The organism is Magnetovibrio sp. PR-2 (genome assembly GCF_036689815.1).
Classification (GTDB): Bacteria; Pseudomonadota; Alphaproteobacteria; order Rhodospirillales; family Magnetovibrionaceae; genus Magnetovibrio.
Genome location: NZ_JBAHUR010000020.1, coordinates 14,024 through 37,999, shown reverse-complemented (window position 1 = coordinate 37,999; position 23,976 = coordinate 14,024). Strand labels below are relative to the sequence as shown.

Here is a 23,976-nt window from a genome sequence, read left to right as displayed (position 1 = left end):
GCTTTTTCCCCAGCCTTGGATTAGTGGACCTCTGCGGCCAAGCGTTTTGCGATGCGCTGCGTATGGGCCTTTTGTTTTTCATGCGACACGATCCAGCGCAGCTCTTCTTTCAAAACGTCGATATGACGGCTTTCCGGCGCGTTCACAACGGCCTGAATGATACCTTGGCGCGTCGGCGTGGGGAAGCTTTCGAAGTGCTCCAACATCAAGAACTTGATGCCCGGGCGCACCGTTTCAGACAGCAACAAGCTGGTCACCAACTTTTGGCGCACGTCGCTTTGCAAGTTGCCCGCTTCGGTCAGTTGAATGAACTGCTTCACAAAATCGCTGGGCGCGATGTCGCCGTCCAACAGTGCGCGCAAGATCGCTTTCAAAGCTTTGGCATATTGTTGGCGGGTTTGAACGATGAACTGTGTGGTGCGGGTGCGCACGAACGCCACGGACTTGGGCGAGAAATGATTGTCGCGGATCAAGTCGATGGAACGCTTCACCAAAGGATGGCGCGTGTTCTCTCCGACGATCTCACACACCCCTGCAATCAAGCTCTGATGTTCGGCTTTGGGCGACAAGCGCGTGGCCGCGGCCAACGCCATGGGCGCTTCGGGATCGCGCGTCGCCATCAGCGCCAAAGGCAGCGGGTCTTCGAACTGGCTTAAGTCTAAATCCGTGTTGACCAAGTGTTCGGGCAATAAAATGCGCGCAGGTTCATCCGGCACGCAAATGGGTTCGCCCGTGCGGTAATTGTCTTTGACCTGCTGCGCGGTGTCGATACCGGCTTTGGTGATGCCCATGCGTTCAGCCATGGTCGTACCCTTTTCAAATCTGTCGCGCTCAACCGCCAAATTGGCGTGTGCGCTTCAGCGTTTCCAAAATCTGTGCACCGTCCCGGGGACGGAAGCGTTTGTCTTGCAGTTTCGCGGCCTGTCCCGACGCCCACCATGTGCGAAACAACTGCGCACCATCGCGCACCTGTGCGGGATGCAAGTCCTTGTTCAACACATCTTGATACAACAGTGCGGCGCGTGCGTTCATAACCGCACCTTTCGTCACACCCGTATCGGCGTTGCGTTGCTCAACCTCATCCAGCAAGTGCGCCAACACCAAAGTCACAAATGCCAGCTTTTCGCCGGGTATTTTAACTTTGGCTTTGCGCCATTTGCTCACCGTCGGCGGCGTCACGGAGGCCAGCTCCGCCACGTCTCGTCCTGTCAAACCCAACTCGTCAAACGCTTCGAACACCGGAAAGTGCCCACTGGCACCGTCTTGTGTCTCGTCTGCGTCCACTTGGGATGCCATTGAAGCTGTCGAATCGGACGCAGCGTTCACGGCTTTTCTCCCTTTTAGCACCTCTGGATCATCGTAGATCCCGTCCGTTCCTTCGGCATTTGTCTAGATTTGGTGAAATCGATTCGGCTCATATGAACAAAAACGAAGGCTTCCACCACCCAACAAACCACCACCTGTAGGCTTTTTAGCCATCAGCAAACACAACATCTGGTGCTATGCGTCCAATTTCTATGAACACCCACTCAACTTGGTTTTGACTTGGCCTGTATTATGGCACTACCAAATGGAGTGGTCACTGCATTGACACTACAGTCCACCTGTTATAGTTAAGAACTGGTTTACGAAGTGTTGATTCGCGGCGAGAATTGCCTGATTTTCTTAGGGTTTAACCCTATCAGCGACTTCCGACTCGGGGTAATAACGGTCAAATAATGACCTGGGGGTTAGAGCCGTGAAAACATCGTTTGAGCGTCCGGTTCTCGGCAGCGAAGAAGACGTGAGCGCCAAGTCTCACGAAAAGCGTTACGTCGTCACCTTGGTGCGTCCGGGTGATTCCGAAGAAATCAGCCGTGAAATGATCACGGCGCCCGGCAACGCGGCCGCAGCCATGCGCGCGCGACAATTCTTTCCCGGCACGGACATTTTATCCGTCACCGCCGTTCCCGACCCGCTTCCGGTCCGCGCGGCCCGCGACACCCGCCCCGCGCCCAGCGCACGGTTCATTCGCGGTATGTTCCGCCCGGCGCTGTTCTCGGACGAAAAGACCCTCGACAAGCTTCTCGATTAATCGGCAAGGCGATTTCCCATGCGCATCGGCATCGATCTCGGCGGCACCAAGATCGAAGGCATTTTGCTTGATGGCTCCGGCACCGAAATCCAGCGTTTACGCGTGCCCACGCCGCAAGGGGATTACGCCGCAACCGTACAGGCCACAGCAGACCTTGTTTACCGCCTGGATCAAGGCCTCAGCACCCCCCCCACCATCGGCGTTGGCATCCCCGGCACCATCTCGACCCAGACCGGCCTGGTTAAAAATGCAAATTCGGTGTGCTTGATCGGCCATCCCCTGGACAAAGACTTAGAGCACGCCATCGGGCGCTCTGTGCGTTTGGAAAACGACGCCAATTGTTTTGCCGTGTCCGAAGCCCACGACGGCGCAGGTGCGGGCGCACAGGTGGTTTTTTGCGTTATCCTCGGCACCGGGGTCGGCGGCGGCATCAGCATTGACGGCGCGCCGCTCAAAGGCCTCAACGCCATTGCCGGCGAATGGGGACACAATCCCCTGCCCTGGCCCCTGCCCTGGCCGCAGGACGACGAACGCCCGGGACCGACATGCTATTGTGGACTGAACGGCTGCATCGAAACGTTCCTGTCCGGCCCAGGGCTGGCACGCGATCATCATGCCCACACGGGCACAGACCTCAACGCAGTAGAGATCGTTGCCCAGGCCCAAAGCGGTGACACGGACGCCGAAGCTACGCTCTCACGCTATGAGCACCGCCTCGCGCGCGCATTGGCGTCCATCATCAACGTCTTGGACCCCGACGTCATCGTCTTGGGCGGCGGCCTGTCCAACATTCAGCGCCTGTATGAGGCCGTCCCCAAACTCTGGTCCCAATGGGTGTTTTCAGACACTGTGGAAACCAAACTGATGCAAAACCGCTTCGGCGACAGCTCAGGTGTGCGCGGTGCGGCGTGGTTGTGGCCCGGTGCTGAATAACCCCTTCCCACTCGGAATCTGATTCCCAGCTCCTCGGCATATTCTGCCGGGTGCGGCAATTATTGCCGAGTCCGCAAATCCTTAACCTATTGAAATTAATGAATTCAGATTCTGGCACGTGCGTTGCCTTTACTCATAGGCAACGTCCACAAGAAGTATGGGCTTTAGAAACTTCAGCTCTCAAACATCAGAACGATTGAGCGAATGTGCAGCAGGAAGGATTGGAAAGATGGGCACTTTATTGAGTTTTCCGAAGAACGCTTGGGAGATGGCCCGCCAACAGGATATGGGCCCCAGCAACGGACTTCTTGCCGCGCTTTCTTTTTTGCGTGATGCCTTGGAAAGCAACACCCACACCATGGATGACGACCTCACCAACCGGTGCCTGCGCGCCACCAATGACGCCCTCCTCGCCGCCATGCACACCGAACGCCAAATCCTTCACCAAGCCCTTCGCTTGGAAGAAGTCGAACACTTGTCGCGTACAGATGAGCTGACAGGCGCGTACAACCGCCGGGCTTTCGATCAGGAATTCAAACGCGTGCTGGCCGCAGCCGACCGGTATGGCGAAACGGGTGTGCTGATTTATGTCGATTTGGACGGCTTTAAGCCCATCAACGATACCTACGGTCACGCCGCGGGAGATTTGGTGCTGTGTGAAGTCACCCGCATTCTTCAAGAAAACGTCCGCGAACACGACTTTGTCGCCCGCCTGGGCGGTGATGAATATGGCGTTCTGTTGACCCGCACCACGTGGAAAAACGGATTGGAGCGCGCCGAGCTTCTCAAACATCTGCTCAACACCGCATCGGTCAAATGGCACGACAAAAACATCGCCGTGCGCGCAAGCCTCGGCTTCCAACGCTTCGGCCCCGATGACTGCGACGAAACACTTTTGAAAAAAGCCGACAGCGCCATGTACCAAGCCAAACGCCTGCGCGCCAAACGCGCACCCGTTAAAGCCTAAAGGCCCGCCCCGCTGAACCACTTAACAACCGCCAGACAAAGTTAGGTTTCCCTATGTTCACCCGTTCCCTCAAGCACCAACTACCGTCCCGCACCGCTCTTGTAGCGGTCGGGCGGGTTTTTTGGTGTCCTCAATTGGGAGGGCTCGGCACATGAACATCTCGTTTAAAAAACCCTCGTCCGATCCCCAAGCCCGTGCACACACCTCCCGAACCCCTGCCCTGCACGGGCACCCCGAAACTGCCCCCGTCTCTCGTGTCGCGGCGCGCGCACTTTTGCCCGAAAGCGCCACGCGCCAGGCCCCACGTAGACACCAGAGCGGGGGCAGTCTCACCGCCACGTTGCGCGATAAAATTTGGCACGAAGAATGGATGGGTGATTTGGAACCGCTGATCCCCGACGCCATAGAAGGCCCACACAAATCGGGGCGCAACATCGTTGTGTTCCAGCCACCCCAAGTCCCCGAAGAAAAAATCGGTACAGGCCGCCCGCTGTCCGAAGCCCCCATGAAAGGCATCATCGTCAAAGCCGATGCGCGCGCTATGAGCCCGCGCGAAATGCAAAACCTCAGCCTGGATTTATATGTCAGCGGTGTTCTAGCCTGGGATGAATACGAAGACTTGGCATTCCAACCTGAACTGCATCCCGACTTTGGCCGCACCATCGGCGCGTTAACGGGTGAACGGCCCCTGCCAGACCAGCCGCGCGATTTTATTCGTGAATGGGAACAAAAGCTCGATTTTGAGCGCCGTTTTGCGCCCGCCAAAAGCCGCGCAAAAGAACGGGCCCTTCGTATCCTTTCGGTGCTGCGTCGCATCGAACCCTCAAAATTGTCCTTCAGTTCGTGAAAGGGTCCCTGACAATGTACAGCACGTCCATGCCCCAAACGTCAGGTCCCCTGCCCACCGTTTCGGCGACACGCTCCGCTCAGTTGATGTCGCCGGAACGGGATTGGGCGCCTCTTTGCCCAACATCCCCGGTCAAAATCAGCAACACATTGGCGTGGCCCATTCAGTCCAGTTGGATTTTGCGCTGATACAAACGCTCGGCATTTTTAAAGGCGATTTGTTCCGCAACGGCTTTGGGCAAGTACCTCAACCATTTGCGGTTCATCCCCATCAGCTCTTGATACATCGCCCACTGATCGTTCACCCACGTGTCAGAGCCCACCATAAAACGGTCGGCATGATCGATCAGCAAGGCCTTCCACTTCGCATCAATACCGTCTGGGGACAGGATATCGTGCTCGCGATAGGACGTGTCGGCGTAGAGATTCTCATGCCGATCCATCAAGTCGCGAATGATGTGGGGCGGGTCCGACATGCCCGCATGGGCCCAAATGATTTTCAGGCGCGGTTCCAACTTGAACAAAAACCGCACAGGCTCGGCCCCTGAATGGATATGGATGAACAAATCGCGCTCGACGGCCAAGGACACAATGCCATTGATCAAGTCCTTGTCGCGAACATCGATGCGGTGCAGATGAAACTCGCCAATGCCCGTGTGGGGATAGCTGTCTAGACGCTTGACGATATAGTCCAACATCCCCGGCTGCGTGGTCCAGTTTCGCGAATTGGCTTGGCCTGCATAGGGCCGCATTTCCGGAACAAAGCGGTCGGGTGCAAATTTCCAAAGCTTGATGGTACCGCGATCGGGCGTGGACGATACCAACGCCTGCGCCACGCCGGTTTTATCCATCAGTTCAACAACGGTGGAGGGAGGATAGTCATCCCACGCTTCGATCTTGTAATGCATGTGGGCGTCGAACAAAGGCAAGTCGGCTGCGCCGTCGCCGATGGGGGCGTCAGCCAAAACAGGCACCGCAATGAGGAAAGCGGATAAAAATGCGCCAAGTTTTCTCATGGGGCTTAGTCTATCACAAAAGTGGTCAGAAATTCTCGTCTTCGACTTCTAAGTATACGAAACTGATATTGCGGCCCATGACGTCGAAGCCGTACCAACTGCTGTAGGCGCCCAGCTCAGCCAAAACCTTCTCACGCATTTCGAAGTCGGCTTCGCCAGCTTTGTAGTACTTTGTCACCGAAGCGCGCAACGTCGCAACCAAGTTCAAGTAGTTTTCGACCATGTCCCGCCCACCGATGGGGCCGTGGCCGGGGATGAAGTGTTTGATGCCTGGGCGGTCCAACACGATGCGGATGGCATCTTCCATGCCGGAAAACGAGCTTTCGTGCGGACGATTGCCAAAGGCGCGATTGTTCATCACGACATCGCCCAAAAACATCGTCTGCTCACCCGGAATTTCGATCATGATGTCGGAATCCGTGTGTGCGTGATCGACGGGATAGAGGATGTTAAAACTCTCGCCCCCCAAAATCAGCTCCTCACCACCATCAAGCTTTTGATTGGGGCGGACGATTTCCGTGCCTGCCATAGCGACGGGAGCCATGCGTTGGAACAGAGACAGCCATTCTTTGTCAGCACCGCCACGGATGCGGGCAATGGCTTTTCGGTGCGCATAGATCGGCACGTCTGGGTACGCTTTGCGCACCGCGTGATTGCCGAACCAATGATCACCGTGCACATGGGTGTTGATGACGGCCACGACAGGCTTGTCCGTGACGGAAGCAATGTGTTCCAAGAGGATTTTACCAACGCCGGTGCTCGCACCCGGGTCAATCACAACCACACCTTTTGGTGTCACCACAAAACCGGGATTGTTGATGAACGCGTTGTTGTCATTTGTCGGCAAGGACACCATGCCGTGGATGACATAGACGGACGGCGTCACGTTCACCAAGGGCATTTTGCGCACCTCGGCTTCGGCAACTTGCACATCATGGGCCTCGGCCGTAACAACAGACAGGCACACCACGCTTAAGCAGGCAACAAGCAGGCTTTTGAATGCAGTGCTCAGCACGTCACTTAACCTTCGGGTTTTTCGCCCTCTTGGGCGTCGCTTTTCTTTTCCGCTTGCGGTAGGGGGACCAGCTTTAGGTACAATTCGCGCAGGTGTTTGGGATCGGCTTCGGCCGGAGCTTTCATCAACAAGTCTTGGGCTTGTTGGTTCATGGGGAAGGCGATGACTTCGCGGATATTGGGCTCGTCGGCCAACAACATCACCATGCGATCAATCCCCGGGGCCGAACCACCGTGAGGCGGTGCGCCGTATTTAAATGCGTTGATCATGCCGCCGAATTTCTCGTCCACGACCGAGTTGTCGTAGCCCGCGATTTCAAACGCTTTGTACATGATGTCCGGCAAGTGGTTCCGAATAGCGCCCGAGCTCAGCTCAACGCCGTTACAGACGATGTCGTATTGATACGCCAAAATGTCCAGCGGATCTTTGCTTTGCAACGCATCCATACCGCCTTGGGGCATAGAGAACGGGTTGTGCGAAAATTCGATATCGCCCGTGTCTTCGTCCATTTCATACATGGGGTAGTCGACGATCCAGCAGAACTTGAACTTGCCGCCTTCGCGGACGTCCAACACGTCGCAAACCTTGTCGCGGGCAAAGCCTGCGTACTTGGCGGCCAGGTTTTCTTGTTGGCAAACGAAGAACACGGCGTCGCCGTCGTTGGCACCCGTTTGTTCTTTAATGGCTGCCACGCGGTCATCGTCTAGGTTTTTCGCAATGGGGCCTTTGGCTGTGCCGTCGGCGTTGTAGATGATGTAGCCCAAGCCGCCCATGCCTTCTTCGCGCGCCCAGTCGTTGAGCTTGTCAAAGAAGCTGCGCGGGTTTTCAGACGCGCCCGGTGCCGGAACGGCGCGGACCACCGCACCCTTTTCAATGTTTTTGGCAAACAAGCCAAAACCGCCGCCGGCAAAGTGTTCGGTGACGTCGGTGATAATCAGCGGGTTGCGCAGATCGGGCTTGTCGGAGCCGTACTTGAGCATGCTGTCTTTGTAAGCAATGCGCGGGAACGGGAACGGTGTGACTTCACGGTCTCCCCCAAACTCTTCGAAGATGCCGTGCAGAACAGGCTCGATGGCTTCGAACACATCGTCTTGGGTGCAATACGCCATTTCGTAATCGAGCTGATAAAACTCTCCCGGTGAACGATCGGCACGGGCGTCTTCATCGCGGAAACACGGTGCGATTTGGAAGTACTTATCGAAACCCGAAACCATCAGCAATTGTTTGAACTGCTGCGGGGCTTGCGGCAGGGCATAGAACTTGCCCGGGTGTTGGCGCGACGGCACCAAGTAATCGCGGGCACCTTCAGGCGAGCTGGCCGTCAAGATCGGCGTTTGCATTTCCAAGAAACCCTGGTCCGTCATGCGACGACGCACGGAGGCAATGATTTGGGAGCGCAGCACGATGTTGGCGTGGACCTTGTCGCGGCGCAGATCCAAATAGCGGTGCGTCAAGCGCATTTCGTCGGAATAGTCTTCGCCACCCGCAACCTGCATGGGCAGGACGTCGGCTTGGCTTTCCAGATGAAACGCTTCCATCACCAGCTCAACTTCGCCCGTGGGCAGTTCGCGGTTGACGGTGTCTTCGGTGCGTTGGACCACCTTGCCCGTGACGGTCACGACGCTTTCGGGGCGCGTGCTTTCGATGGTCGCAAAATCGGCGTGGGATTGATCCACCACCACCTGCGTCAAACCATAGTGGTCGCGCAAATCCACAAACAGCAAACCGCCGTGGTCGCGTTTACGGTGAACCCAGCCCGAAAGGCGCGCTTCGCTGCCAGCGTCGGAGAGGCGGAGCTCGCCACAGGTGTGTGTGCGGTAGGGGTGCATGGGTGATCCTTACGTCAAGAAAATTTGGCGCAAAAGCACTACTTTACAGCCGTTTTGTCAAGGAAAAGCGTGTCAAAATTTGACTTATTCTGGGATCACGTGGGCAGCTTCATGGAAATGTGGACTTTGACGCCCTTTCCGCCCGGTCCCGGCGTCACCCCCAAATGCCCATCCACGAAGCGCGAAACGGCTTGGGCGGCGGACAACAAACCGTTTCCGGTGCCGTCCGTGCGAGTCGAAAGCTCTGGGTCGTAAACGCGGTTTTCCAACACGTTTTGCAGCTGCTCAAACTTGTCATCACTCATACCCGGACCGTTGTCGGTGACATGCATGCACAAATGATCGCCCTTTTTCATCGCCCCAACGACGACCAAGTCGGCCCCGTGTTGGAAGGCGTTGCGCACCAATTCTTCCATGGTGTCTTCCATTTCCGAGGCCACAGCAGGGATTTTTATGTATTCGGCATCATCCGCGACCACTTCCACCTCACCCTCGACCACGCCTTCGACTTTTTTCGCTGCACTCAGCCATTGGCCGACGTATTCGGAGGTCAGACGTTCTACTCGCTTACCGGTTTTGGTGATGCGCTCAAGGTCGCTCAGGCGTTCATGGATTTTGGTTGAGGTTTCCGTCAACCCTTCGCGAACTTCGTCAACGTCTTTGCGGGTTTTGACGACGTAAAGAACTTGCAGATGCAGCAGCAGGTTTTTCAGGCCATGGAACAGCCCGCGCACGTCCACACCGCCGATGCGCCCGGTTTGCATGGCGGGCACCAGTGTGGATTGCCATCCACCATAAAGCCCAGGCCGCCCCCAGGCCTGCACGTTTTCACCGTTCACGGCAAACAGGCCCAGCTTGGGCTCCTCTTTCAGACCGGAGAAAAACTCCACTGCGGTGCGGGTGGAGTTTTCTTCGACGCCGATGCCGCGCACCAGCTCTTCGATGGTCGAAAACTGCTTTCCCGCCGCAGGCCCGTTGAGGGCAAAATAGCGTTCTTCGGTCGGTGATATCAACATTGTCGAGGTCGCATTGCACACAAAACTGTAGGCAAGTTTCACCCGGTCTGCGAGATCGGCGATAATGGAAGGCACGCCGTCTTCGATCACCAAAACTTGGTTGTAGACATCGTGCCAATCGTCAATGGGCAGGTTGTGAACGGATATCACCGGGCGCAGGCTTAGGTCCAAGGTCTGGGGCTGCCATTGCGCCGCACCGCCTGCATCTTGTTCGAAAGATAACAGCACCTGGATCATCAGCTGAGAAGCCTGGGTCACGCGTGTGCTCATATCCTGGGTCAAGGCCTCGATTTTCTCAGCGTCGTCAAGCGCAAATAAAGCGTCCAAATCCTGCAAAACAGTGTCGAGAATATCGCGTGCAGAGCTGTCGCCCAGAGGTGCGTTCAGGCCTTTGACGAGTTGCTCCGCCATGGCCTGGGTGCGCCGGGCGGTGTCGCGGAACGGTGTGACATCAACCATGGAAAATTGAACTTCGTGGGCGTTTTCACCCACACGGCGGCGCATCCCCATGCGAAACGCCCGCGTATCCCGCCCGACCAAATGTTTCATCACGGACAATGACGATCCGGGAGCCAGCTTCTTTCCGGTTTCAACGATGTCTGCATAGTCGTCTTCGGGAATACCGAACAACGCCATCAAACTGTTCAGGCACGAAACGTTGATACCCGTCTGCTCGTCAATGTAGGGGTACAAAATGGAAAAGACTTCAGCACCACCGGCGGTCCAGGTCAGTTCTCCGGTTTCGGCATGAAAAACACCGAACAAAGGCCGCGCGTTGGTCACATGAGTAAGGCATGCCAACAAGAAGTCGGCGACTTCCCAGCACTCATCCAAGCTCACGGGTCGCCCCATGATGTCCTCAAGCTTGATCGCTTTTGTTTTTGCCGGTGGCATGGATGTCCCCACTCTACGGCTTACGATTCTTTCGGCGTCAGTCTACCAATTCGCTCCAAAATTAAAATGTTCCATTTTTTAGTGTAAAAATTAAGGCAACCGATTGGGCTTAGAAAAGGCACACTTTTTGGGTGTGGGAAGGTTCGCGGGGTGGTGGAGTTTGGGGCATGGAAGAGTTTTGGACTTTATTTGATAAGCATATCGTCTGGGCCGGGCCTGTTTTATTGGCCGGAGCTGGCTGGCTGATCGCACGCAAGTTCAACCACCAGCCCCTGCCGCCGCCTTCTCATGGCGAAACAACTGAAATTGTCGTTGATGCTTTGAAAGAAAAATATGGTCGCCAAATCGATGATCAGCAGCAAACCATTGACACCTTACGCAAGGCTGTTGACGCCCTGACGGCAGAAAAATCAGACCCTGATGCCACGGATACCCCCGAAACCATTGATCTCGCCCTCGAGCACCTGAAACAAGGCGACACCACCCAGGCCGAAGCCATCTTCCAAACCATCCTGGAAGCCAAAAAAGCCGAAGGAACCAAAGCCCACCAAGAAGCCGCCCAGGCTGCCAAGCACATCGGTGCGCTGGCGTTCCTGCACGACACCCCAAAAGCCCTCGCCGCGTACAAACAAGCTACTGAATTGGACCCGGACGATGCCGAGGCCTGGAATGAATTGGGGCAACTCAAACATCGATTGGGCGATTTGAGCGGAGCGGAACGGGCCTTCGAAAAAGTCCTGGCCCTAGGTAATACTTCGGCAGACAAACCCACCATAGCTGCTGCCACAGGCAACTTAGGCATCATCGCCAAAACCCGGGGCGACTTGGACCAGGCCGAGGACTTCTTCACCAAAGCCCTCACGATTGAGGAAGAACTGGACTGCAAGGAAGGCGTGGCGAACCAGTATAACAACTTGGGCAACATCGCCCTTACCCAGGGCGACTTGGACAAGGCCGAGGATTTCCACACCAAAGCCCTCATGATTAACGAAGAACTGGGCTGCAAGGAAGGCATGGCGAACCAGTACGGCAACTTGGGCGTCATCGCCAAAATCCGGGGCGTCTTGGACAAAGCCGAGGACTTCCACACTAAAGCCCTCGCCATCAACGGAGAGCTGGATAGCAAGGAAGGCATGGCAGCCAACTACGGCAACTTAGGCATCATCGCCCAAGACCGGCGCCAACTGGACAAGGCCAAGGACTTTCATGCCAAAGCCCTCACGATTAGCGAAGAACTAGACTACAAGGAATGCATGGTGGCCAATTACGGCAACTTAGGCCTCATCACCCTAACCCAGGGCAAATTGTATAAGGCCAAGGACTTCATCACCAAATCCCTCACGATTAGCGAAGAACTAGGCTACAAGGAAGGCATGGCGACCAGTTACGTCAACTTGGGCTACATTGCCAAACAACGCGGGGATATGAACGAAGCTTGCCGCTTGTGGCATCAGGCGCTTGAGCTGTTCGCCGCTATCGGCATGCCGCATATGGTCGAAAAGCTTCAAGGGTGGCTGGACGACGTTGGATGTGACAATGAGGCCCGTGCGACCGAGGACGGCGCGTAACACCTCCCCCCCCCTCCCCGTCATTCCCGCGAAAGCGGGAATCCAGAACCTCACGAAAATTGTGCGTTGCCGCCCCTAGGCTCCCGTTTGCACGGGAGCGACGGTGTTTGTGTTTCGTCATGTTTTTTTCACCACAGAGTGCACAGAGGACACAGAGGAAAAAGAAAAGCTCTGTGCACTCTGTGTCCTCTGTGGTTCAAAACATTCACCGTGTACGCCGCTGCTTTCGCCAGTCCCAAGGCAACGTAAACTTGCCGGACCAGAGGCCGAGCTGGGCTTCGCGGGCATCGTCCTCATCTGCAACATACGCTTTTGAATAACGACGATACGCCACTGCCCAGCCGTGCTTAACCAGCCAGCGGCCTAAGTCCTCATCCCCAACGCGACAGACGGAAATCAGGCGTCCATATCGTCCGCGCCCGTTCGCCATGCAGGTGACGGCACGCCCCGCGATGTGCTCGCGCAAGGCATCCGCTGCGGCTTGTCCGCAGGGCCAGGGTGAAGCGGACGCGGTTGTGCACGTTTGCCCACGTTCGGGGGCGTCAATGCCGTGCAAACGATGGCGTTCGCCGTTCACCTCCAAGGTGTCGCCGTCAATAACCCGTGCGCCGTCAAGCGCCTGCACTTGTGCCCAGAGTGCGTGTGCCAAAAACGCGTGCGCCCACAGGCAAACCACAAGCCAGCGAGAAACCACCTCAACCACCAGCGGACACGCGTGGGCGACGCGTCCATCGCCAGCGTGTGACCCTTACTTTAGGTGATCGGGGGGTTTACAAACCGCAGTTACCAACGGTCCCTGTGACCTTTAGTTCCGGGGAACCTGGACATACGTCACAGGCCCCCCGACCAAAAAAGTCAGGGCGCACGCCATGTTTCAGGCGCAAAATTTGGTAACTGAGGGGTTGTAAAGCCCCAGCGGCAGAGCGTCTCCACCGCTTCTTGTAGGATGGCATAAGCCTTGGAAACATAAAAGAGATTTTCGCAGTCCACGTGTCACAGGCACAGGCGGTTTTTTTCACCACAGAGCCCACAGAGGGAAAAGAAAAGCTCTGTGCACTCTGTGCACTCTGTGGTTCAAAACCAACCCTTCCGGCTCTGCCCCCGCCCATGGACCCCGGATCAGGTCCGGGGTGACGGTTGGGGGTGGGTCTCACGTCAGAGCCTAACCGCGAAGCCCCCTCACCCCGGCCCTCTCACCCCGGTGGGTGGAGAGGGGGAAAGTGTGGCGGTGTGCGGGTTCCCTCTGCCTGAGGGAGAGGGGGCCCGGCGCGCAAGCGCTGGGAGGGTGAGGGGGGCGGCCTCTCAGCCTGCCCCCTTCCTATTTCTCAGGAATCCGTGTAAAACCCCTCTCCATGACTATGATTACCAAAACATCCGAACTGGTTCAGTTCTGCGATTCCTTAAAAGGCACGCCGTTTGTCACCGTGGACACCGAGTTCATGCGCGAAAACACCTATTGGCCGAAGCTGTGCCTCGTCCAAGTCGCAGGTCCCGACGAAGCTGTCGCCATTGACGCGTTGGCGCCCGGTATTGATCTAGCCCCCCTGTTCGATTTGATGGACGACACGTCGGTTCTCAAAGTCTTTCACGCCGCACGCCAGGATTTGGAAATTTTCCATCACCTGACGGGCAAAGTTCCCGCACCGCTGTTCGACAGCCAAGTCGCCGCCATGGTGTGTGGGTTTGGCGATCAGGTGGGCTATGAGAACTTGATCGCGAAGCTCACCAAAGCGCGAGTCGATAAATCGTCGCGCTTCACCGACTGGTCGCGCCGCCCGCTGTCCGACAAACAGATTGCCTACGCCCTGTCCGACGTGACGCACCTGCGCGATGCCTATCGCAAGCTTTCGAAAAAGCTGGAACAAAATGGGCGTGAAGCATGGTTAGAGTCCGAAATGGGAATTCTGACCTCGCCCAGCACCTACGAAGGCGACCCGGAGCAAGCCCACAAACGCATCAAGTCGCGTAACCCCAAACCGCGCGTTGCTGTTTTGTTGAAAGAGCTGGCCGCGTGGCGCGAACGTGAAGCACAAAAGCGCGACATTCCGCGCAACCGCATTTTGCGCGATGACGCACTGATGGAAATCGCCCACCACGCGCCGAAAAACCCGAACGACCTGGCACGCACGCGCGGCCTTGGCGACCGCATGGCCAAAGGCCCGCAAGGGGCCGACATTTTAAAAGCCGTGGAACGCGGTCTCGCCGTTCCCGACGATCAATTGCCCAAAGTCAAAAAGAAGCAAGAACTCCCCGCCGGCATCGGCCCGGTGGCGGACTTATTGAAGGTCTTTTTGAAAATGACGTGCGAGCAAACAGGCGTGGCACAAAAGCTCATCGCCAACGCCGCCGACATCGATCAAATCGCAGCTTACGGCGACGAAGCCAAAGTCTCCGCCATGGAAGGCTGGCGTTTCGAGCTGTTCGGCGAAGCGGCATTGAAGCTCCGCTCCGGTGAAATGGGACTGGCTATTAAAAACAAAAAGGTCGTACTGTTGGACAATTCAAACGGCGACGAAGCTTAAAGCCTTCAGCCGCCCGTCCATTTCATGGACTTCAGCAAATCGTTGTGGATCATCGCGCTGCCTTCGGCGTAGCCGTCGGGATGGCGCGTTTTTATTTTCACCAACACCGTGCCGATCTTGAACATATAGAGGCGCGTGTCCACGACCTCATCCCCATCCGACTTCGGCAAACGATAAGCCGCAGCTTTGCCGCTCAGGCCTATGCCGTCATTGGTTGGAATTTTGATATCTGCGGTTTTGTAAGGCTTCGTGTTGCCGTTGCGCAGGCCGAACGCGGCAGAGCTGACTTTGAAGCATTGCTCCAAAGATCGCTTCTCGCCCAACTGTAAAGAAACAATGGCTTCAACGAATTTTTGTTCGTTGCCACCAGTGTAAACGACACTAACGTTGTCACCTTCATTGTCGGCTGCTTCGCTTTTGTTAAGCTGAAAACCGCCCAAGATTTCCGGAAAGACCATGCCGCTTTTGGCGTGAATCAGGGCTTGTTCTTCCTGGCTATGTTCCCAGATAGGAACGATCCCAAACGGATCTTCTTGGGCACGTGTCGTGTTGACGAAAAACAACGTTGAGCTTGCCGCGATGATCGCAGCACTAAGGACCATTTTGTGATTTACAAACATGACGACCCCCGTTCATTGTCTGGCTCACATAATCTGATAATGATGACAGATTTTATCAACTCGCCATATGCATTATGCGCCCGGATGTATTTGGGGTTGTAAATCAAACCGAACACATCAGCGTTTCAGGCTTGCCCAGTTCAATTCTTTGAGAAGATCCGTGTGGATCAGCGCACCGCCACGCACGAAGCCCATGGGATGGCTGGTTTGGACTTTGATGAGATTTCTACCCATCTTAAACATGTAAAGCCGCGTATCATTTTGAACGCTTTGATCTTTTTGCACAACGTTGTAGGCGGCAGCTTTACCCTTCAATTTCCCACGCTTCGTTGAAAGTTTGATGTTGGCCTGTTTGTAGGGTTTGATATTCCCAAACCGCAAGCCCAAGGCCATCGCGCTGACTTTGAACAATTGGTCGATGCTGCGCGTTTCTTCCGTTTGCACAGAGATTGTGGCCTTAACCTGCTTGTCTTTCACTTTGGCCAAATAGACAACGCTGACGCTTTTGCCCTGGTTGTCGTGCACGATGTTCTTATCCAACACAAACGCACCTAAGGTTTTGGAAAAATGCATGCCTGAATTTTTGTGAACCAAGGCTGTTTGAGATTTGTTGACTGACCATGCGGGATCGTTCAGATCAAATTCTGCACCCTCTGCACTCAACCCGAATCCCATTAACGCGCAAAAAGCAACGCCAACGGCGGCCTTTTGACCGTACGCTTGTCTAAACATGGTAAACCCTCCTCATTGCCCGGCAAGCCACCATGCTCTTTTTGTAGAATGATTACAACCTAGCGAAAAAGACTAGCCCTGTTCAAAGGGTTGCCGGACCTCATATTTGCCCCATATTCAAGAGAACAAAATTTCGGAGCACTTCAACTTGTCCAGCAACGCAAAAGCCTTTGACCGCCCCAAAGGCAAAAACCTGAAATATCTACGCCGCACCATCGGCTTTTTAACGCCTTACAAAACCCGCGTAGCCATGGCAGCTGTGGCTTTGGTGGTGACAGGCATGGCCGTGTTGGGCCTGGGTCAAGGTCTGAAACAACTGATCGACGGCGGTTTTGGAGATGGTAATGCGGGCGCACTGGATCAAGCGCTTTATTTGCTGATGGCGCTGTCTGTGATTATGGCGTTGGGCACCTTTGCCCGGTTTTATCTGGTGTCTTGGCTGGGTGAGCGCATGGTCGCCGATTTGCGCCAGGCCGTGTTTGATCGCGTACTATCCCTGCACACCGGATTTTTCGAAACCACCAAAACGGGCGAAGTGCTTTCCCGTCTGACCACGGACACGACGTTGCTACAATCCGTCATCGGATCGAGTGCGTCTGTCGCATTGCGGAATCTTTTGAACTTGATCGGCGGCATCATCATGCTGTTTGTCACCAACGTGCAGCTCACCGCCATGGTGCTGATGGTGGTACCTGTGGTGGTCTTTCCCATTTTGATTTTCGGGCGGCGCGTGCGCAAACTGTCGCGCGCCAGCCAAGACCGCGTCGCCGACGTCGGCGCATTTGCCGAAGAAACCATCAACGCCATGTCCACGGTCCAGGCCTTCACCCACGAAGCGGTGGACCGGGGACGCTTTGGTGTTGAAGTCAGCAACGCTTTCGACACGGCCGTTCGCCGCATCCGTACACGTGGCGCACTTATGGCAGTGGTCATCTTGCTGGTGTTCAGCGCCATCGGCGTAGTGTTATGGGTTGGCGGACGTCAAATGATGGCCGGTGACATTTCCGGCGGTGAACTTGCGGCATTTATCTATTACGCAGCCCTCGTCGCCGTGTCTGTCGGTGTGATGAGCGAAGTCTATGGCGAGCTGCAACGCGCCGCCGGGGCAACCGAACGCTTGATCGAGCTGTTGGAAGCCGAGCCCGACATCCAAGCCCCGAACACTCCCATAGCCCTGCCCACACCCGCCCAAGGCCGCGTGAAGTTCGACGACGTCACCTTCCACTACCCCGCCCGCCCGAATATGGCCGCTTTGGATGCGTTCACCCTAGACGTGCAGCCCGGCGAGACCGTTGCTTTGGTGGGCCCGTCCGGCGCGGGCAAATCCACCGTGTTTCAAATGCTGTTGCGATTTTACGACCCAGGCACGGGGGCTGTCTTGGTGGACGGCATTGACGCGAAAACAGCCGACCCGACGGCCTTGCGCGAACGCTTTGCCTTGGTGCCGCAAGACCCGGTATTGTTTGGCACATCGGGTTTGGAAAACATTCGCTATGGCCGCCCTGACGCCAGCGACGAGGACGTACGCGAAGCTGCCAAGGCTGCAGCAGCGGCTGAATTCTTGGACGCCCTGCCCGATGGGTTTGAGACGTTCTTGGGCGAAAAAGGCGTGCGGCTGTCTGGTGGTCAACGTCAACGCATCTCGCTGGCTCGCGCACTTCTTCGCGACCCATCAATTTTGTTGCTGGACGAAGCCACCAGCGCCCTGGACGCAGAAAGCGAACGCTTGGTGCAAGAAGCCCTGGAAACCCTCAAACAAGGCCGCACAACATTGGTGATCGCCCACAGGCTTGCCACCGTGGTCAATGCCGACCGCATTGCCGTGATGGAACACGGAAAGATCGTCGCGTTGGGGACCCACGAAGAACTGCTCAAAACTTCGCCGCTTTATGCCCACTTAGCTGCGCTGCAATTCGATGTGGATACAGGAGAAAAGAAACTTGCCTCCTAAATCCGAACACAGCGCCGCCATGGCCCGCACGTTGAACCACTACACCCGCTCAGCAGACGGGTTCAAAGAAGGCACATGGGATCACGACGTCACGCAAAACTACCAAGCCCTTCTGGACGCCATCGAAGGCGAAGCGCCGTATACCATCTTGGACTTAGGCTGCGGTCCCGGACGGGACTTGGTCTACTTTCAGTCCCAAGGCCACACGCCCGTTGGACTGGACGGCTCGCCCGCCTTCGTTGACATGGCGCATGCCCAAACGGGATGCGAGGTTTTGCATCAAGACTTTTTGTCCCTCGATTTAGAAGACCAACGCTTCGACGGTATCTTCGCCAACGCCACGTTGTTCCATGTGCCCAACGCAGAACTCCCCCGCGTTTTAAAAGAACTCCACGCCAGCTTAAAGCCCAGCGGCGTCCTGTTCAGCTCCATCCCACGCTTAATGCACAGCGACAGCGATGTGGAAGAAGGCTTCTCGGGCGAACGCTTTTGCTGTTACCACACCTGGAACAGCTGGCGCACATACTGCCAAGACGCAGGCTTTGAAGAGCTGCACCACTACTACCGCCCGGAAGGAAAGCCCCGCCATGAACAACCGTGGTTGGCAAGTGTGTGGCGGAAGAACCACTTCAATGAACATGCATGAGTTGCATAGTCGATCAATACTTCTATAATCAGTGCCGCACCATTGAGCAATTGTATTGAGGCAAACTATGGACACGTTGGCTAAAGCGCTCTCTTTGCTTCATACCCCAAAAACACTCGCAGCCATTTTTGCACTGACAGCACTTCTGGGGATTATCACTATCTTCAGAAATGCTAACCAAAAGCTTCAAACGCAGCTTATCGGCTCTCTTTTTGTGCTAGCCATTGCATTCTCCTCCAATGATAACTGGGTTTATTTTATTTCTATCTTTGTTGTTGCCACGACAATCACGGACACACAGTTTTTGGAAAAAATCTTTGCCTTGTCTATGCGAAGTGAAAAGTTTTTCGACTACCTCATAGCCGACGCGAACAAGGAAGAAGCAAAACGTAAGGCTGAGGCTGACCTTGCGAGAGATACAAGCAATACAGATGCTGATGATGTTGAGGCTGTGGAGCCCATTAGCCCTGAAGATGTGGGGCCTGAGGGAATCGAAGATGGGCTTGAAGAACCTGTTCATACTCCCATCAAAGCAGACCTCGTAAACCAAGCCATGGCCTTCGAAGAGGCTGTAATAACCAACCTCAATCAAAAGAACATCCCCTTTGAATTCCAGGATGTACTAGGGATGGCGAAAATCACATCAGGTCCGAAAACGTACTTGCTTGATGCCATTATCCAAACGAAGGCTGTGCACTACATTATTGAAATTAAGGTAGCCGAACGGCCCTCCGCCTTAATCAATGCAGTTGAACAACTGGAACTGTATAAATCGGCATATGAGGGCTACCTAAAAGAACGGAGGACCAAGGCCGCTGTGCAACCGCTCATTATTGTACCGCATTCTTCGCGGGTCTCATCTCAGTTCAGAGGTATTCCTGTTGTAAAATTTGATGCTGAGACCAAAACCTTTGACAGCCTGAACCAAACCTACAGTGAGTATGATCTAAAACAGACTGAACCCGTCACAGAATATAATCTGCGGTCTGAATTACTTGCTTTCTTGAAGCAATATTCAAAATGGGGCTTTTCCCCTCTACGCATCCAAAAGTGGGGCTCCAAACAAGCTGGCTATGAAAGTTTTGAGTTATTCTCCACAAATGAAATCCGCAGGGAACTTGATGTTTTGGTTGAACAAAAACATCTCAAGACTCTTCTAAGTAAGAAGAATAATATCCTCTACAAATTCGCATCAAACAGCTGAGCTATATTGTCGTCTATGCACTGTCCGTCATATAATGTGTTTCGAAGAACCTTATCGCCACATCAGACAACGGTTGCGACTTCCGCGTGGCATCGTTCATTTGAACAATCACCGAGTCCGCGCGGCACACGCAGGTCCCGTCTTGGAACACGGCTTGATGAAGGCCGATTGAGCTGTTGCCCACTTTGCTGATACCCGTGCCGATTTCCACCCGCCCCGGCCAATTGATTTCGGCGACAAAGTGTACATCCACGCGCGCAATCACAAATGAGGTCGCGTCCAACAGCAAACCGTTGTCAGGATTATACAAGACCTCACAACGCCCCGTCTCCAAGTAGGTGGTGAACACAGCATTGTTCACATGGCCTTGGCGGTCTGTGTCACCGTAACGGATTTTATCGAAGGTTTGGAACGGGAAGTCGTCAAGGGTCGAAACATCGGTCATGGCCTCAGCCCACTTTGCCCTTCAACCCAAAGGATTTGCCAAGGGTTTTTAAGCGACGCCGCACGGCTTCACTGATCAGCGCATGGCGGCTAGTGTCATTGACGTGTAACCACAGTTTTTCTTTGGTCACTTCCAAGTGCGTGTCTGCCAACACGCCGGGCGCACTGCCCGAAATGGTGTGGCCCAAGCGCATGGCCAAGCCCGTCGTTTTGATCCAAGACAACTGCCCCACGTCCAACAACCCTAAGAACGGACGGATCAACGGATCAGCCAAGTCCCCGTTTTGACGCACATAAATGGTGGCAGCCAACAAGGCGCGCTCGGCATGCGTCAGGCCGGCATATGGCACACGCAGCGTGCGCAAGAACGAGTGTTCAGCGCGATAGTCCGGGTGTTCGTTCCAGCCGATATCGCTGAGCAAACAGGCAGCATACCGCAAGCGGTATTCTTCCGGCGTTTCATCGGGAAACAATGGCGACATCCACACCAGCATTTCCCGACCTTTGACCGAAAAACGTCCGGTGCGTTCCGCCATGGTTTTGCACGCCGCCAGCAATGGGTCTTGCTTGCGCAAATCATCGTCCAAGCACGACAGCAACACCCCTTCGCGCATACCAAAGCCGGAAAACTGCAGTTGTGAAGCCTGGGTCACTTCCAACATGCCTTCCAAAGCGGCAGCGGCAAACGGCAACGTCTCAATACGTTTTTTGGGGACACCGGGGATGAGATCTAAAGAATGACGCCCAGCCCCGCTGATCAAGTGGAGGATTTTTTTCGCCTGCTCCGCACCAATGGTGAAGTTGTCCACCACATGCAAGGGGTGCGAGGTCTGATCGATGAGTATCCGGGCAATGGCGCGCCACGAACCGCCCGCTGCATAGACTGTGCGGCCCTTCACGCCTTTGAGCCAATTCAGTTTTGACATTTCGGCAGTGACCAAATCGCGCGCGATTTCGGGATTGCCTTCAGCGGCTTCGCCTAAGCGCAAATGGCCAAAGGGCAACGTTGTGGATTTAGAAAAATCGCCATGTTCCAGCCCCACCATATCCAAGGACCCGCCACCCAAATCGCCGATCACGCCGTCCGCGTGCGGCACACCCATGAGCAAGCCCAAGGCTGCGTACTTGGCTTCTTCTTCACCCGACAAGACTTGAATATCTCGGCCAATGGCGTCGCGCACATCGGCAACAAATGCTTCGCCGTCTTTGGCTTCACGTACCGCTGCGGTGGCGACCAACACGAAGTTTTCAACGCCCATGGCTTCGGCAAGACCTGCGAAACGCACCACACTGGACATGGCACATTCAACACCGTTGGGGTTCAACACCCCCGAAGCGCCAAGTCCACGCCCCAACGCACACTGGGCTTTTTCGTTGTACATGGGAATAGGCAGGCGCGTCGGTGCGTCATAGACCACCAAGCGCACAGAGTTCGAGCCGATATCCACCACCGCCACACGCCCGTGCTGTCCGGCCGAATGGATGCTGTCAAAAGGGAGAGTGGTCGTCATCAAGGTGTGTGTTCACCACGCTTTACTTATTCGTTTTTTTCTTTTTAGCAGACTTGGTTTTGCCCTTGGTACCGGAACCACGACCCGAAACGCTTTCGGACGTCATAAAGTAGTGGTGTGCACTCAAAGGGTTCTCCATCTCGACCACGCGGTCGTAAGACCCGTCTGCACTCAACACCCAGCTTTGTTCCGTATCGCGCAGGCTGACGCCCATGATTTCGTCCAAGACTTGGCGGTGCACCGTCGGGTTTTCGATGGGCACCAACGTTTCGAGGCGGCGATACAGGTTGCGCGGCATCCAATCGGCCGAAGAGATATAGACCTTGGCCGCACGCGACGGCAGGTCTTGGCCGTTGGCGAAGGCGACGATGCGCGAATGTTCCAAATAGCGCCCGACGATGGAGCGCACCCGGATGTTTTCCGACATGCCCGGAATGCCCGGACGCAAGCAACAAATCCCGCGGATCACCAATTCGATTTTGACACCTGCGTTGGAGGCGCGGTACATGGCGTCGATCAACGCCGGGTCCACCACCGAATTCATCTTCGCCCAAATGCCCGACGGTTTACCTGCCTTGGCATTTTTGATTTCATTTTCGATCTGTTCGAGCAAGAAATCGTGCATGGTCAGCGGCGAATAGCTGAGTTTTTCCATATCTTCGGGGCTGGCGTAACCGGTCATGTAGTTGAACAGCCGCGCCGCGTCCGCCGTTAAGGCCGGATCGCAGGTGAAGAACGACAGGTCGGTATAAACCTTCGCCGTAATCGGGTGATAGTTGCCCGTGCCGTAGTGCACGTAGGCGCGCATGCCGTGGGATTCGCGGCGCACCACCAAATTCACTTTGGCGTGTGTCTTTTTATCGATAAAGCCGTAGACCACCTGCACACCGGCGCGTTCCAAATCGCGTGCCCAGCGGATGTTGGCTTCTTCGTCAAAACGCGCTTTCAGCTCCACCATCGCGGTGACGGATTTGCCCGCTTCGGCAGCTTCGATCAAAGCTTCGACAATGGGGCTGTCGTTGGATGTGCGGTACAATGTTTGCTTGATGGCAACGACTTTGGGGTCGCGTGCGGCTTGGCGCACGAACTGAACCACAACGTCGAAGCTTTCATAGGGGTGATGCACCACCATGTCTTTTTTGCGAATGGCCTGGAACACGTTGCCGCCAAAGTCGCGCACCCGTTCGGGGAAGCGCGCATTGAACGGTTCGAACAACAAGTCGGGGCGTTCTTTGACGATCAACTGCGACAAGTCCGCCATGCCCAAAATGCCGCCTAAGTGGAAGACGTCTTCTTCGTCCACATCAATTTCATCGATGATGATGCGCGCCAAGTCGTCGAAGATGCCTTTGTTAAACGTCAAGCGAATGACTGAACCACGGCGACGGCGTTTCAATGCGCTTTCAAACGTGCGCACCAAATCTTCGGCTTCTTCATCAATTTCCATTTCGCTGTCGCGAATGATGCGGAAATTGCCGATTTGCATGGGCTCGTAGTTCGGGAACAAACGGTCCAAGAACATCTCCACCACTTCTTCGATGGGGATAAAGCGAATGGCCGCGCCCGGCAGGCGCACGAAGCGTTCGATCAAGTGCGGCAACGGCAACAGCGCACGCAAATGTTCTTTGGTGTCGCGGCGCTGCAACAGCATCACCAGCGAAAAACCTAAGTTCGGAATGAACGGGAACGGATGCGCCGGATCAATCGCCAATGGCGTCAACACCGGGAAAATGTGATCCAAGAAATAGCTTTCCAACCACTTGGTGTCCCGGTCCGAAACTTCTGTGTGTTTGAGAACCTTGATGCCTTCTTTGTGCAGCAGGTCTTGCAACGCTTTCCAGCAGTCTTGCTGGCTGGTCATCAGTTTGTGCGTGGCCTCGTTGATGGCTTGCAGCTGCTGCGCTGGGGTCAGGCCGTCTTCGGATAAGGTCGAGACACCCGCGCGGTCTTGGCCTTTCAGACCCGCGACGCGAACCATGTAAAATTCGTCCAAGTTGGCTGCAGAAATGCTCAAGAATCGCACACGTTCCAACAAAGGGTGCTTTTCGTTGCTGGCTTCTTCCATCACCCGGGTGTTGAACGCCAGCCACGAAAGTTCGCGGTTGATGAAACGGTCGGATGAATCGAGATTGATGCGCGGCGTGTCCATTTTGTTCATTGCCAATACCTTGTGCACACATGGCTGCAC

21 protein-coding genes are annotated in these 23,976 nt (G+C 55.3%); 9 read left to right on the top strand and 12 right to left on the bottom strand.

Annotation, left to right across the window (positions count from 1 at the left end; translation table 11 throughout):
* Window positions 1–20 precede the first annotated feature (20 nt).
* The gene (locus V5T82_RS17150; RefSeq protein ID WP_332896898.1) at window positions 21–803 is read right to left on the bottom strand and encodes a hypothetical protein; all 783 of its coding nucleotides are present in this window, start codon (window positions 801–803) and stop codon (window positions 21–23) included.
* A 28-nt stretch (window positions 804–831) separates the two neighbouring features.
* A complete protein-coding gene (locus tag V5T82_RS17145) occupies window positions 832–1,326 on the bottom strand; it encodes a helix-turn-helix domain-containing protein (protein WP_332896897.1) in 495 nt (164 codons plus the stop codon).
* A 412-nt stretch (window positions 1,327–1,738) separates the two neighbouring features.
* Here V5T82_RS17145 and V5T82_RS17140 point away from each other — a divergent pair, with 412 nt between their 5' ends.
* The 4 genes from V5T82_RS17140 (at window position 1,739) to V5T82_RS17125 (ending at window position 4,821) form a co-directional block, all read left to right on the top strand.
* Entirely contained in the window at window positions 1,739–2,074 is a 336-nt protein-coding gene (locus V5T82_RS17140) for a hypothetical protein (protein ID WP_332896896.1), read from the top strand.
* Between the two features lie 18 nt (window positions 2,075–2,092).
* Window positions 2,093–3,007: an ROK family protein gene (locus V5T82_RS17135; protein ID WP_332896895.1), complete on the top strand. Its 915-nt coding sequence runs from the start codon at window positions 2,093–2,095 to the stop codon at window positions 3,005–3,007.
* 229 nt (window positions 3,008–3,236) lie between these two features.
* Window positions 3,237–3,974 (top strand): GGDEF domain-containing protein, encoded by a 738-nt coding sequence (locus V5T82_RS17130; RefSeq protein ID WP_332896894.1) that lies wholly within the window; start codon window positions 3,237–3,239, stop codon window positions 3,972–3,974.
* 151 nt (window positions 3,975–4,125) lie between these two features.
* Window positions 4,126–4,821 (top strand): hypothetical protein, encoded by a 696-nt coding sequence (locus V5T82_RS17125; RefSeq protein WP_332896893.1) that lies wholly within the window; start codon window positions 4,126–4,128, stop codon window positions 4,819–4,821.
* A gap of 163 nt (window positions 4,822–4,984) precedes the next feature.
* Here the strand turns inward: V5T82_RS17125 and V5T82_RS17120 are convergent, their stop codons facing one another.
* From V5T82_RS17120 to V5T82_RS17105, 4 genes are all read right to left on the bottom strand, one after another.
* Window positions 4,985–5,836 (bottom strand): amidohydrolase family protein, encoded by an 852-nt coding sequence (locus V5T82_RS17120; RefSeq protein ID WP_332896892.1) that lies wholly within the window; start codon window positions 5,834–5,836, stop codon window positions 4,985–4,987.
* 25 nt (window positions 5,837–5,861) lie between these two features.
* Window positions 5,862–6,851: an MBL fold metallo-hydrolase gene (locus V5T82_RS17115; protein WP_332896891.1), complete on the bottom strand. Its 990-nt coding sequence runs from the start codon at window positions 6,849–6,851 to the stop codon at window positions 5,862–5,864.
* Window positions 6,852–6,856: 5 nt separating this feature from the next.
* Window positions 6,857–8,680, bottom strand: coding sequence for an aspartate--tRNA ligase (gene aspS, locus V5T82_RS17110; protein WP_332896890.1), 1,824 nt, complete (start codon window positions 8,678–8,680; stop codon window positions 6,857–6,859).
* Window positions 8,681–8,775: 95 nt separating this feature from the next.
* Complete coding sequence (locus V5T82_RS17105; RefSeq protein ID WP_332896889.1) at window positions 8,776–10,590, bottom strand: ATP-binding protein; 1,815 nt, start codon at window positions 10,588–10,590, stop codon at window positions 8,776–8,778.
* Between the two features lie 167 nt (window positions 10,591–10,757).
* On the opposite strand from V5T82_RS17105, the gene V5T82_RS17100 reads away from it, so the two are divergent.
* Complete coding sequence (locus tag V5T82_RS17100; protein WP_332896888.1) at window positions 10,758–12,158, top strand: tetratricopeptide repeat protein; 1,401 nt, start codon at window positions 10,758–10,760, stop codon at window positions 12,156–12,158.
* A 205-nt stretch (window positions 12,159–12,363) separates the two neighbouring features.
* On the opposite strand, the gene V5T82_RS17095 is transcribed toward V5T82_RS17100, so the two are convergent.
* Window positions 12,364–12,807 (bottom strand): thermonuclease family protein, encoded by a 444-nt coding sequence (locus V5T82_RS17095; protein ID WP_332896887.1) that lies wholly within the window; start codon window positions 12,805–12,807, stop codon window positions 12,364–12,366.
* Between the two features lie 703 nt (window positions 12,808–13,510).
* Between V5T82_RS17095 and rnd the strand changes: the two genes are divergently transcribed.
* Window positions 13,511–14,680: a ribonuclease D gene (gene rnd / locus V5T82_RS17090; RefSeq protein WP_332896886.1), complete on the top strand. Its 1,170-nt coding sequence runs from the start codon at window positions 13,511–13,513 to the stop codon at window positions 14,678–14,680.
* Window positions 14,681–14,685: 5 nt separating this feature from the next.
* Here the strand turns inward: rnd and V5T82_RS17085 are convergent, their stop codons facing one another.
* Together V5T82_RS17085 and V5T82_RS17080 are read right to left on the bottom strand one after the other, a co-directional pair.
* Window positions 14,686–15,300, bottom strand: a complete 615-nt coding sequence (locus tag V5T82_RS17085; RefSeq protein WP_332896885.1) for a hypothetical protein — start codon at window positions 15,298–15,300, stop codon at window positions 14,686–14,688.
* 117 nt (window positions 15,301–15,417) lie between these two features.
* Window positions 15,418–16,032 carry a hypothetical protein gene (locus V5T82_RS17080; protein ID WP_332896884.1) on the bottom strand — a complete coding sequence of 205 codons (615 nt, stop codon included), beginning with the start codon at window positions 16,030–16,032 and terminating at the stop codon, window positions 15,418–15,420.
* Window positions 16,033–16,180: 148 nt separating this feature from the next.
* Here V5T82_RS17080 and V5T82_RS17075 point away from each other — a divergent pair, with 148 nt between their 5' ends.
* The 3 genes from V5T82_RS17075 (at window position 16,181) to V5T82_RS17065 (ending at window position 19,833) form a co-directional block, all read left to right on the top strand.
* Window positions 16,181–17,983: an ABC transporter transmembrane domain-containing protein gene (locus tag V5T82_RS17075; RefSeq protein ID WP_332896883.1), complete on the top strand. Its 1,803-nt coding sequence runs from the start codon at window positions 16,181–16,183 to the stop codon at window positions 17,981–17,983.
* Window positions 17,973–18,629 carry a class I SAM-dependent methyltransferase gene (locus V5T82_RS17070; protein WP_332896882.1) on the top strand — a complete coding sequence of 219 codons (657 nt, stop codon included), beginning with the start codon at window positions 17,973–17,975 and terminating at the stop codon, window positions 18,627–18,629. The genes V5T82_RS17075 and V5T82_RS17070 overlap by 11 nt, the downstream gene beginning before the upstream one ends.
* 67 nt (window positions 18,630–18,696) lie before the next feature.
* Window positions 18,697–19,833 carry a hypothetical protein gene (locus V5T82_RS17065; protein WP_332896881.1) on the top strand — a complete coding sequence of 379 codons (1,137 nt, stop codon included), beginning with the start codon at window positions 18,697–18,699 and terminating at the stop codon, window positions 19,831–19,833.
* A gap of 13 nt (window positions 19,834–19,846) precedes the next feature.
* Here V5T82_RS17065 and V5T82_RS17060 read toward each other — a convergent pair whose 3' ends face one another.
* From V5T82_RS17060 to V5T82_RS17050, 3 genes are read right to left on the bottom strand one after another with little or no spacing between them, the layout of a single operon-like run.
* Entirely contained in the window at window positions 19,847–20,278 is a 432-nt protein-coding gene (locus V5T82_RS17060; protein WP_332896880.1) for an acyl-CoA thioesterase, read from the bottom strand.
* A gap of 4 nt (window positions 20,279–20,282) precedes the next feature.
* Window positions 20,283–21,788 (bottom strand): Ppx/GppA phosphatase family protein, encoded by a 1,506-nt coding sequence (locus V5T82_RS17055; protein ID WP_332896879.1) that lies wholly within the window; start codon window positions 21,786–21,788, stop codon window positions 20,283–20,285.
* Between the two features lie 22 nt (window positions 21,789–21,810).
* A complete protein-coding gene (locus V5T82_RS17050) occupies window positions 21,811–23,946 on the bottom strand; it encodes an RNA degradosome polyphosphate kinase (protein WP_332896878.1) in 2,136 nt (711 codons plus the stop codon).
* Between the last annotated feature and the right edge of the window lie 30 nt (window positions 23,947–23,976).